Origin of the sequence: Sphingomonas sp. TF3, from assembly GCF_003985085.1 — a bacterium.
Classification (GTDB): Bacteria; Pseudomonadota; Alphaproteobacteria; order Sphingomonadales; family Sphingomonadaceae; genus Sphingomonas.
Genome location: NZ_RWKS01000010.1, coordinates 170,858 through 181,762 on the forward strand (window position 1 = coordinate 170,858; position 10,905 = coordinate 181,762).

The following is a 10,905-nucleotide window of genomic DNA, read 5'->3' on the forward strand; positions in this document are numbered from 1 at the left end:
CCGGGCCGGTGGCCAAGCCGGTAAAGATAGGGCGGGACAATGAAGGAAGACGTCACGCATCCAGCGATCGGCTGGTTCACGCTTTCCGAGGCAGACCGCGCGGCGGCGTCGCGGCACCTGGCGAAGCTCGCTTCGGACGGCACGCGCGACGAACTCGGCTTCGCACCGATCCACTTCGCGTTCGCTGACCGCTTCTTCCCAGGCACTTCCGTCCAGCACGCCCAGCTGCGCTACGTCCTCTTCGTCGCGTGGGCCTACCAGGAGCTTCTCGAGGCCGATCCGGGAGCTCGCTTCAGCGAGAAAGATCTGCGCGAGATCGAGCGGCGCTACTCGCGCCGTCTCATCGACACGGCTCCCCATTTGCAGAACTCCGGGATCTCCGGGTGGATGAAGTACGAGGCCGGGACTCTCCCCGCCGTGCGCGCGAGCACCATCTACTGGACCGCACTCCGCTCCTGGGGGCTCGTCCGGTCGCCGATCACCGGCGAGCCGCCATCGGAGGCGGAACTGCGAAACGCTTGGCCGCGGCTCGTCACGCGGGCGGAGACGGATGGCGGGAAGGTGGCGGCGATCGACATCTTCGAGGGAATCCCGAAACGCCCCGCCGACTGGACCCGCAGGACCGGACCACTTGACTTCGACCTGAGGCCAGCCGAGGCTAGGTTCCTGCAGGCCCGCTGGCGAACGACCGGCCATGGCGGATCGCAGCCGCTCATGAGCAAGCTGGCTGATGCGGGCATCCATACCGGACGACTTTGGTCCCGGGAGGTCCGGCGCGTCGCCAGCGAGCATGAACGCATCTCCCTCGACGTCGCCCGACGCGCCGCCTCGATGGCGTGCATAGCGCGCGCCGCACACGCGGCGCTGATCGAGGCCCGCCGCAACGAGGACCTCGGACGCGACGACGCCCGACACCGCGACGCGCTGCCGGACCTCGTCGCGGAGCATCGGCAAGCCACGCTCGAACTCGACGTCGAGGCGCTGAGGATTGAGACGGGGATGGACCACAGGCTTGCCACGTTCATCGATCGGATCAAGGCCTGGACCGCCGATGGCGACCAGCTCGCGGCGCTCGAGGACACGATCGTCCGGCGGGAGCACGAACTGAAGGGAGGTCGCGCATACCTCTCCAACGAGAGGCGGCGGGTGGACTGGAGCAAGGGGATCGCCGAGCCCCTGGACTACAGGTGGCCCACGGTAGCCCATCTGATTTCCAGCGTCCTGGAGGTCGCATGAGCTTCGAGTCCAGCGACGGGGCGTCCGTGTTCGCCGCGATGCGTCCGCGCAAGGGACAGATGCTGACCCGCGCGGTTATCGCCACCTACTCGCTGGACATGGTCGCGTTGCTGGGCCTGGTGCTGGCGCTCGGCGGAGACGACGAAGCCGACTTCGCAAGCTCGCCGCTCGGGTTGGTCAAGGCCTTCGAGCAGGTTCGTGGCAAGCTCGTCGTCATGCACCAGCTCGGTCGCATATCCGCACCCCGCGCGCACCGCTCGATCCTGCCTCTCCTGGATACCATGCTCCATGCCGTTGCGACCGACGAACGGACGGCCAGCTGGCATCCCAAGATAATGCTCGCGCGATACGCGGGCGATGGCGGCCACGAGTGGCGGTTCTGGATCGGGAGCCGGAACCTCACCGGCTCGACTGATCTCGAAGCGGGCCTGCTCCTCGTATCTGGCAACGGCCGCGGTACGAAGACAATCGCCGACGTCCACGACCTGGCCGCCGAATTGCTTGCAGGCAGCCTGCAGGAGGGCGAGCTCGCCGAACTGCGGGCGGCGAAGTGGTCCGCTCCAGCCGGCGTGACGGTGCGCCGGCTGCTATGGCGCAGGCCGGGAGAGGAAAAGCCGTTTCTGGACGAGTGGGACGGCCGTCGCCCCGAGCGCATCCGCGCGCTGAGCCCCTTTATCGACAGGACGGGCATCGGTGCCATCCTCGGTTTGATCAGCGGGCCCATGACCCTGATGACCACACGGGAGTCGATGTCTAGCTGCGGCCCGTTGGGGCGGGTCGAATACCGCACGGCCGCCGCTCCCGATCCTGAAGCGGAGGTCCGGGTCGAGGACCAGCAGGAGGAGGCGGCCGGCGACTTCTCGGACCGGCCCACCATCGGGGTGCATGCCAAGGTGCTCATGACGACCCGCGGACAAAAGGCGGAGATGATGCTGGGCAGCGCGAACCTCACGAGACGCGGCCTTCGAGGCCCCAACGCGGAAGCGGTCGTGCTCCTGGACATCACCGACCCAGCGGTATCCGGGCCGCTCGCAGGCTTCATCGACCAGGGCGTTCAACTCTCGGCGGAGCAGCCGGACGAGGAGCGCGAGATGCGCCTGCGGATCGAGCGGGAGCTCGACCACGCCATCTACGCGCTGCTCGAGCGACCGATGGCGCTCCAGCTAGACAGTGCCGGCCTGCGTCTCTCGATCGACGGAGGGATCGACGATCTGCTCGCCACCGCCACCGTGTCAGCAGCGTCGTTCGGCGCGAGCGAACGGCAGGTGCCTTGGCCACCCAAAGCGTCCGAGGTCGTGCTGCTGGAGCGTCCGCCTCCGCTCGAGGAACAGAGCTCGCTCGTGATCCTGATGGCCTCCAGCGTAAGCGACCCGGCGGTGCAGCGCAGCTGGGTGCAGCGGGTGGAGCTACCAGGTCTCGACGAGGAGCGTCGCGACCGCGCCCTGCTCGCGCGATACGTGGGCGTCTCCCGGTTCAGGGCGTGGCTCCGGTCCCTCCTGGACGGCTACGACGCCACCGGAGGCGAGCGTTGGACGGACGACGCCGCCAATCGTGGAAATGGCACCTCCCTCCCCATCTCGCAGTTCGAGCATTTCGCGCTGGAGAACATGCTTGCAAGCTGGGCGCGCGACCCGCTCAGGTTCGAGGCACGGCTCAAGGGCGTGACCGCCATGCTCGACACCTTCGAGGAGACGTTCGGAGCCCTCCAGGAGGCGGACGAACGCTCGGCGGCGCTGCGTGAACTGGGCGAGGTGCGTCCGTTCATCGCGGCCGTGACGCTCGCGATCGGACAGGAACCAGCATGACCGACCTCGCCCCCTTCCAGCGCGCCACAGTCCACGCCGCCGCGCGACGCCTCTCCGGTGGCGGACCGCGGCGCTTCCTCGTCGCCGACGAGGTGGGGCTCGGCAAGACGGTGATCGCACGCGCCGTGGCGGAGAAGCTCAAGGGCAGGTCGAAGCGGTTCAATGTGATGTATCTCTGCCCGAGTCTCGAGATCGCCGGGCAGAACCGGCCGAAGTTCGTGTCACTGACGGGCATCGAGGAAAAGGCCTACCTTCCAGGCGGAGACCGGCTGGCGCTCGTCCCGGGTTCGCCTCCGAGCGAGGGCAACGGCTACCGCATCTTCGCCTTCACGCCCGAGACGAGCCTGCCAGGCTGGAAGCCCGGGCCACGGACCGGCCGCAAGGCCGAGCGCTGTCTCATCCGGTCCGTCATTGAGCGGTATCCCGATATCGAGAAGGCGGTGCTCGCCCTCGACGCCGGGCGCGCAAGACCCCTCCTCGACGACACCGCCCCCCTCGACGGCTTCACCCATGTCGGGATCGACCGCGCGCTCCGCGACGTCTTCGCGTGCGGAGAGGGAGAAGCGCTCGAGCCAAAGGTCACCGGATGGCTGAAGCGCGGCGACACCGGGCTCGCGGAGTTCATCGCGCGGGCGCGGTCGGCGCTGGCGCTCGCCACGCTCCGTTCAAAGACGTTCAGGCCGGACCTGGTTATCCTGGACGAGTTCCACCGCTACGCCGACCTCATCCTTCCCCGACCCATGGTCGGCGGCAAGGACATCGAGCGCGAGCGGGCCGCCGTGCACAGGCTTCTCGTTGATGAGCTCACCGCTGGCCCCGAAGCACCAGCCCTCCTCCTCCTGTCTGCGACGCCCTACAGGCTGCGGCGGCTGGACGGCGAGGAACTGCACGCCGTCGAGCACTACCGGGCGCTGATCGACCTGGCCGGCTTCCTCACCGACGATCAGGGCGCGCGGCAGCAGGTGGAGGAGGCAATGCGGGCCTACCACGACGCCCTCCTCGAACCGGATCCGGAAAGGGTTAGGAGTTCGCTTCGCGTCGCCAAGCAGCGCATCGAGACCCTCCTCCAACCAGTGGTCTCGCGGACCGAGCGCGCGCTCGTTCACGAGGAGGACCTGTTCGATCGCCCGGCGACGCCGATCGTGGTGGAACCCGAGGACCTCAAAGTGTTCCGCCACTTCGCGAAGGCCGCCTGCGCGGTGGACGCGAAATGGGCCGGCTGGACGCCGGCGATGTGGAGCTCCATCCCCTACCCGACCCAGACCCTGCACGGCTACGCGCTATGGCCCAGACTGCGCCACGCGACGGGGCAACCCTCGCTGGCAGGATCGGGCCGGGGGCAGCTGGCGCACCCACAGCTGAGGAAGCTGGCGGAAATCGCCGGGGATCCCAAGCAGCTCAGCCTGCCCTGGCAGCCGCCTACCGCACCGTGGTGGCGTCTGGAGGGACCTTGGTCCGCCGCAAAGCGCCAACCGGGAAAAACGCTGCTGTTTTCCCGGTGGAAGGCGGCACCGACGGCAATTTCCGCACTGCTCTCGCTCCAGATCACCGGCGGGATGCGCAAGCCCGGCACCAAGCCCCCCATCCCGCTTCTGAGGCCAGGCGGCGGCGAACCGGGACCGCTGCTCGGCCTGTTCATGCAGTGGCCGACGCTATCGCACGCGATCGAGCCCATCAAGACCGGCGGAGGCTCGATCCGGGCGGTGCGGACGAAGGCACGGGACGACCTGCGACACTTCCTCGAGGAAAGACGGATTGCCCTCAATGGGATGGGGAAGCGCGCCACCTGGCTGGTTGCCTGCGCTCTCGAGAGGCACCTCTCGCGCCAAGGCTTCAACCGCATCAAGAGCGCCGTCCTGATCGCGAACACCGGGCGCGGCGGCCTTGCCTGGGACGACATCGAGGCCACATCGAGCATCTCGCCAAGCGAGCTCTCGGCGCTCGCCGACCTCCTCGTCTCCTCGCCTGGCGCGATCGTGGCGAGGTGCGCGCGGCGACACGGCGTGCCTCTGGATACCGCCAAGGAGGCAAGAGCGGTGTTCGCGTTCGCCTGGGGGAGGCTCCGCAGCTACCTTGGACACCGCACCTTCGCGGATATGATCTTGTCGGCCTCGGACCGGAAGCGCTATCCCGACGCGCTGTGCGACGCGATGCTCAAGGGCGGCTTCGAGGCCGTGCTCGACGAACAGATGGGGATCCTCGGCGAGCTCGGCGATGCCAAGGGTCTACAGATCATAGACCGGCTGTCCGCCAGCCTGATAGATCGGCCGGGCCTCGTGCGCCTACGCCGTGGCAAGGCAGATGCGCGCATACCCGTGCAGGCGGTTGTACCCTTTTCCGGAGGTGAGCAGCGCCGGACCTCAAAGGGGAAGGGAGGCAAGCTACGCAGCGATGGCCTTCGCCAAGCCTTCAACTCGCCGTTCTGGCCGCATGTCCTGTGCACCACCTCGGTCGGGCAGGAGGGACTGGACTTCCATCTCTGGTGCCGCAGGCTGGTCCACTGGGACCTTCCCTCGGACCCCGTCGACTTCGAGCAGCGCGAGGGTCGGATCGCGCGCTACGGCAGTCTCGCGGTGCGCCAATCCCTCGCCAGCGCCCACGGCCGCCAGGCCGTGGCTGAGGCCGAACGTGCGAGCCCGTTCCTGGGGATGCTGAGGATCGCCCGCGAGCAGCCCGCTGGCGGGACCGGCCTGGAGCGCTGGTGGCTGCCTGCGAACGGTCGACCCGAGAGCATCAGCTTCGATTGGAAGTTCAGCCTGCGGTCCATCCGCAAGGAGCGGATGCTGAAGGACCTCCTCCTCTACCGGCTGGCGCTGGGGCAGCCTGAGCCGGATGCGTTCGTCACTATGCTGCGGCGGATCGGCGCGGACGCCGCCGAGGCCCGGAGCTTGGCGATTTGCCTGGCGGCCATATCGAGGGTCGACGCCGAGGCGCCCGCGGCCACCGTGACCAGGCCAGCGTCGCGGTCGCGGGTCCCGCCGGTGGACGCCTAGTCGGATGGCCACCTACGGGGGACGTGATCGCCGCCTACGGGCACCAAGCCGGGGCCCTTTCACCAAGCTACGAGGCCGTGTCCTCAGGGGACATGCTCGGCGCCGCGTTGGCAGGCCTCCCTTCCGCCGCGGCGCTGGCGGGTGCGAGAAGCAGGATCATCGACTGGTGGAGCCGCGCCTACCTCGACGACCGTGCGCTGCGTGTGCGCTTCATGCTCGAGGCTTCCGCGGCGCTGCCCATCCTTGATGCGGACAGCCCAACCTCGATCCATGCCGCGCTCGACTGGCGGCCGCTGCGGTTGCGGCAGAACCAACAGGTGCCGGAGTGGACACGGCGCAACATGCTGTCTGTAGCCTAGAATTCATTCTTGGAGGTTGGCTGATCAGCATCGAATGGACTAACCTGCCGCAATGCTTGATTTCCATGGCCTCAGGGGAGGTCCCGACGGCTGGCGCGGCTCGTTCGAGCGGCTGGTTCAACACCTCGCGGAAGTAAACAGACCGACCGGCGCCACCGAGTTCCGACCGATCGAGGGAGCGGGCGGCGATGGCGGCATCGAGGCATACTGGGTGTTCGCCGACGGCAGCGAGACCGGCTACCAGGCAAAGTTCCACGAACGAGCCGCCGACATCGACTGGGCCGCCCTCGATGGGTCGGTCGAGACAGCACTGGCTACGCATCCGAGCCTCGTACGGCTCGTAGTGGCCATGCCTTGCGACCTGACGGACGTGAAGCGTGGCCGTGGCACGTCGGCCCGCGAGAAATGGAACGGCCGCGTCCGCCAATGGAGGGAGGCCGCCGCGCCGCGCGACCTCACCTTCGAGTTTCTCAGCGGCAGCCAGATCGAACGTCTGCTCACCGCGCCGAACGCCGCGGGTCTCCGGGAATACTGGTTCTCCGAGCAGGATCTCTCGAAAGCATGGTTCCGCGCCCGTTTCGAACGCACGGTCGTGGCGCTGGACGAGCGGTACCATCCCGAGGATCATGTCGATGTCCAGGCAGCGGATCTCTTCAGGGCGCTGCGCGGCAGCCGGGAGTGGCGAGCCGGCTTCACCAAGCTCGCAACCGACGCAGCGAACGCAATGCCCGCGCCGCCGGACGAAGCCGCGGAGGCCGCCGGGTCGTACTCGGCACTCGCAAAGGCCATCGACCGGCTCCAAGCGCTGGCCAGTCCACGGTCAGCCTCCTCCGACAAACCGTTCCCGACTTCCGAATGGATCGACGCCGTCGAGCAGGGCCTGGCAGCGTCGCTCGCGATCGCCGGACAGCTGGGTGAAGACGGGCGACCCGGGATGGGCAGCTACCAGGCGAGGCGCGCTCGGGAGGAAGTCGGACTGGTACAGAATGCGCTGGCAGCCCTGCAGTCGCGTCTCGGCTCCGAGTATCAGCGTGCCGAAGACAAGCGGTACGCTATCATCGAAGGCGAGGCAGGCGGAGGGAAGTCGCATCTGATGGCCCGCGAGGTCGAGGTGGCACTTGCCGCAGGGGAGCCTGCGATCATGCTGCTCGGGACCGACTTCATCCATGGGGACGAGCCGGGAATGCAGATCGCCCGATCGCTCGAACTCCGCGGCATGTCGACCCACACGCTTCTCGGCGCGCTCGAGGCAGCGGCCGCCGCGCGCGGTACCCGCGCGCTCATCGCCATCGACGCGCTGAACGAAGGCGCAGGCGCCCGCTACTGGCGTGACAAGCTCGCCGCCTTCTCCACTGAGGTCCGGCGCTTTCCGCGCGTCACCCTCTGCGTATCGTGCCGCGACGTATACTCCGATCGCGTGTTCACGGGAGCCGCACGCGAGGGTGCTGCGCAGATCGAGGTCGAGGGATTCCAGACCGAGGAGGAGCAGGAGCACGCCGCTGCCGTCTACATGGACCGGCGCGGGATCGCACGTCCGGCATCGCCGTGGCTTCCCCCGGAATTCATAAACCCGCTGTTCCTGCGAACGACCTGCGTCGCGCTCGAGCGCCGTGGGCAGCGTCTCTTCCCGCTGGGGTTGCGCGGAGCCCGCGAGATGCTGCGCTTCTATCTGAACGCCGCCGCAGCGACGCTCGGCACGGACCACGACGGAACGGACGTCCTAGAAGCTCCACTCGTGCGCGCGGTTACCGCGATCGCCGCGGAGATGGCTCGACTGCGCGCTGACCACATCGAGCGCGACATCGCGGCGACGATCGTGGAAGACGCCTTCCGCTCGCACGCTGCACCCTCCGACGTGGCGTGGGTCGACCTCCTCCTTCTGCGCGGTCTGCTGCGCGCCGATCCCCCGGAGACCGAACCACTGGAGGCAGACGATCCGCTCGACGCGCAGGACGACGTGCTCCGCTTCGCATTTCAGAGGATACAGGACCAGCTCATCGCGAAGAGCCTCATCCAAGATCAGCCGGGCCCAGGCGGCCTCTTCGAACCGACGGGCGTGCTCGCCTTCCTGGTGGGGCGATGGGGGGTGGAATACGAATGGCGAGGCGTCCTCATCGCGCTCGCAGTCGAGTTCGCCGACGCGTGGGGCGCCGAGATGGTGGACCACATGCCGGGCGACTGGCTCCGCTGGTGGGACGATCCAATTCTCCAGGAGGCCTTCGTCGAGAGCGTACGCTGGCGCCAACACGCATCCTTCCGGCCGCGCACCCTGGAACTCCTGAACGCGCTGGAGTGGCCTGCGACCCCGTTCGACCTCTTGATAGAGCTATCCGCGGTCGAGGGGCATCCTTGGAACGCCGACGTCCTGCACAGGAACCTGGCGAAGCGGAGCATGCCGGACCGCGACGCCTTCTGGACAACCAGGATCAACGGCGCGCCGGACGAGCCTCGGGCCGCTCACCGGCTGGCGGACTGGGGACTCGGGGTAGGCCCCGCGACGGCGAGCGACGAAACCATCCGGCTCGCCCTGACAGCGCTCGGATGGCTCTTCACCTCCACGAACGCCGCGCTCCGAGACCGCGCGACGAAGGCGGCGACCGAGATCCTGTTGCGGCGGCCAACCGCCGTCGGGGCATTCGTCGAGAGGTTCGCGGACGTCGACGACGTCTACGTAATCGAGCGCATACTTGCCGCCGTGGCCGGGTCATGCCTGCGCGATCCCACTCCCGCGCGCCTCACGCTCGCCGCCGCAAGCGTCTGGCACCACGTGATCGCGAAGGGACACCTCCCCGACCACGTGCTCGCGCGCGACCACGCCCGCCTCGTCCTCGAGCTGGCTGCCGAGCGCGGTTCTCTTCCTGCCGACTGCGACCTCGATCGCTGCCGGCCTCCCTATGGCAGCACCGCTCCACGCTTCGGTCTCAACGAGGCGAAGGTGAAAGCGGAGTGCATCGCCGCCGGGGATCACAGCATCTTCAGCTCGACCGTAGAATGGGGGGGCGACTTCGGCACCTACGTCGTGAAGGGCCGAGCCCGCTCTTTCACATCGGTTCGCCTGACCAAACCACGCCCAGTCCGCCACTCGGAGGCATACCAGCGTTTCCGAGAGGAGCTGATCGACGGAGATGAGTTCCGGGTCACCCTTCTGTCCATCGTAGAGATGACGACAGAGCTGATGCTAGATAGCGACCGCCTACAAAGCCCTGAACGCCTTTGGGACATCTCGCGCACGGAGGCTGAAGCGACACTCGTCCACCAGCTCGGGACCCGTGGACGCAAGCGTTACGAGACCGAGGCGCGTCCGCACCTGGAGGGCGAGGAGGGATGGCTGGGTGTCGCGGATGGCGAGCTCGGGCTGATCGACCAGGAGCAGGCCAGGCTCTGGATAGCGCGGCGTGCGATCCGACTGGGCTGGACCAAGCGGCTGTTCCCACGGGATGCGGGTGCGGGGAGCGAGACATCGCGCGCCACGCGGATCGAGCGCATCGGCAAGAAGTACCAGTGGATCGCCTACCATGAACTGATCGCTCGGCTCGCCGACAACTACTGGCTCGCGCCCGAATGGGGTCCGGAAGCGGTGAAGAGGTACGAGACCCCGCTCGACCTCCCGTTCACCCGCACTCTCGAACCGACCGTTCCGCCTCGCGCCAACGATGACGCCTTCAGACCTACCGGGGAAGTCCCGGTCGTTCCTCGTCTCGCTCTGCGCGAAGTCGCCACCGCGGCCATGTACGAATGGGTGTTCGAGGACGGGATCGCGCCGGAACGGCTCGCCCTCGGCCTCTGCCCCGACATGGAAGGCGAAGACGGGGAATGGTTGACCCTCTACCGCTACGCCTCCCGCAATACGAATCACATACCCGCCGAGAACCACAGTGGAGCTCCGTCCCGGCTGAACGACTTCCACTTCGTCCTGATGGTGGGAGCCGGAACGGCGGACGTCCAAGACTTCGTGGCCACGGCTCGCAACTCATGGACCGATTTCCATCACGATTGGATCAATTGGGGCGATCTAACAGATGGCCCATACCTCTATGAGGCAGGCATGCGTTCCACTTGGCCGGAGACGGAATGGGTCACCACGGACGGCTTCCGGGGTGCCGAGCAAACCTATCTCAGGTTCTGTCGCGAGTACCGCTGGGAGCACCACCTCGACGGCACACTGCCCGAGGGCGTGACGCTCCAGGTCCCGAATCCCTGGCTCCTGCGCGAGCTCGGTCTCACGGCTGATCCCCATAGGCTCGGGGTGTGGGTCGACGGCGAGGGTCGAGCGACCATCGTCTCGAGCGTCGGTGACCGGAATGCACACTGCCTGGTACGCAGGGATGCCCTCGAGCCGGTCCTCGCTAAACGCGACGTTGCACCCCTTTGGATCGGAATGGGCGAGCGTTGCGCTTGGCCCGACCCCTCCAAGAACTCGGGACCGAACTGTCGATGGAACGGCATCCTCTGGCGTGAGGCGGATAAGGTGCGACACGAGGCCTGGGCCGAGGATCACCGACCCGGCCAGGG

General features: G+C 67.7%; 5 protein-coding genes. All 5 read left to right on the top strand.

Translation table 11 applies throughout. From position 1 onward, the window contains the following. Nucleotides 1-39 precede the first annotated feature (39 nt). On the top strand, nucleotides 40-1,236 hold the full coding sequence (locus EJC47_RS11310; RefSeq protein WP_126847718.1) for a DUF6361 family protein: 1,197 nt from the start codon (nucleotides 40-42) through the stop codon (nucleotides 1,234-1,236). After that, on the top strand, nucleotides 1,233-3,041 hold the full coding sequence (locus EJC47_RS11315; RefSeq protein ID WP_126847720.1) for a hypothetical protein: 1,809 nt from the start codon (nucleotides 1,233-1,235) through the stop codon (nucleotides 3,039-3,041). Before EJC47_RS11310 ends, EJC47_RS11315 begins: the two co-directional genes overlap by 4 nt. Beyond that, complete coding sequence (locus EJC47_RS11320) at nucleotides 3,038-6,034, top strand: DEAD/DEAH box helicase (RefSeq protein ID WP_126847722.1); 2,997 nt, start codon at nucleotides 3,038-3,040, stop codon at nucleotides 6,032-6,034. Before EJC47_RS11315 ends, EJC47_RS11320 begins: the two co-directional genes overlap by 4 nt. A 23-nt stretch (nucleotides 6,035-6,057) precedes the next feature. Then, nucleotides 6,058-6,393, top strand: a complete 336-nt coding sequence (locus tag EJC47_RS11325) for a hypothetical protein (protein WP_126847724.1) — start codon at nucleotides 6,058-6,060, stop codon at nucleotides 6,391-6,393. Nucleotides 6,394-6,445: 52 nt separating this feature from the next. Beyond that, nucleotides 6,446-10,905 (top strand): hypothetical protein (locus EJC47_RS11330; protein ID WP_126847726.1); only part of this gene is annotated, 4,460 nt, incomplete at its 3' end.

Coding starts and splice junctions, on each gene's coding strand:
- EJC47_RS11310 (WP_126847718.1), top strand. CDS start 40: ATGAAGGAAGACGTCACGCATCCAGCGATCGGCTGGTTCACGCTTTCC.
- EJC47_RS11315 (WP_126847720.1), top strand. CDS start 1,233: ATGAGCTTCGAGTCCAGCGACGGGGCGTCCGTGTTCGCCGCGATGCGT.
- EJC47_RS11320 (WP_126847722.1), top strand. CDS start 3,038: ATGACCGACCTCGCCCCCTTCCAGCGCGCCACAGTCCACGCCGCCGCG.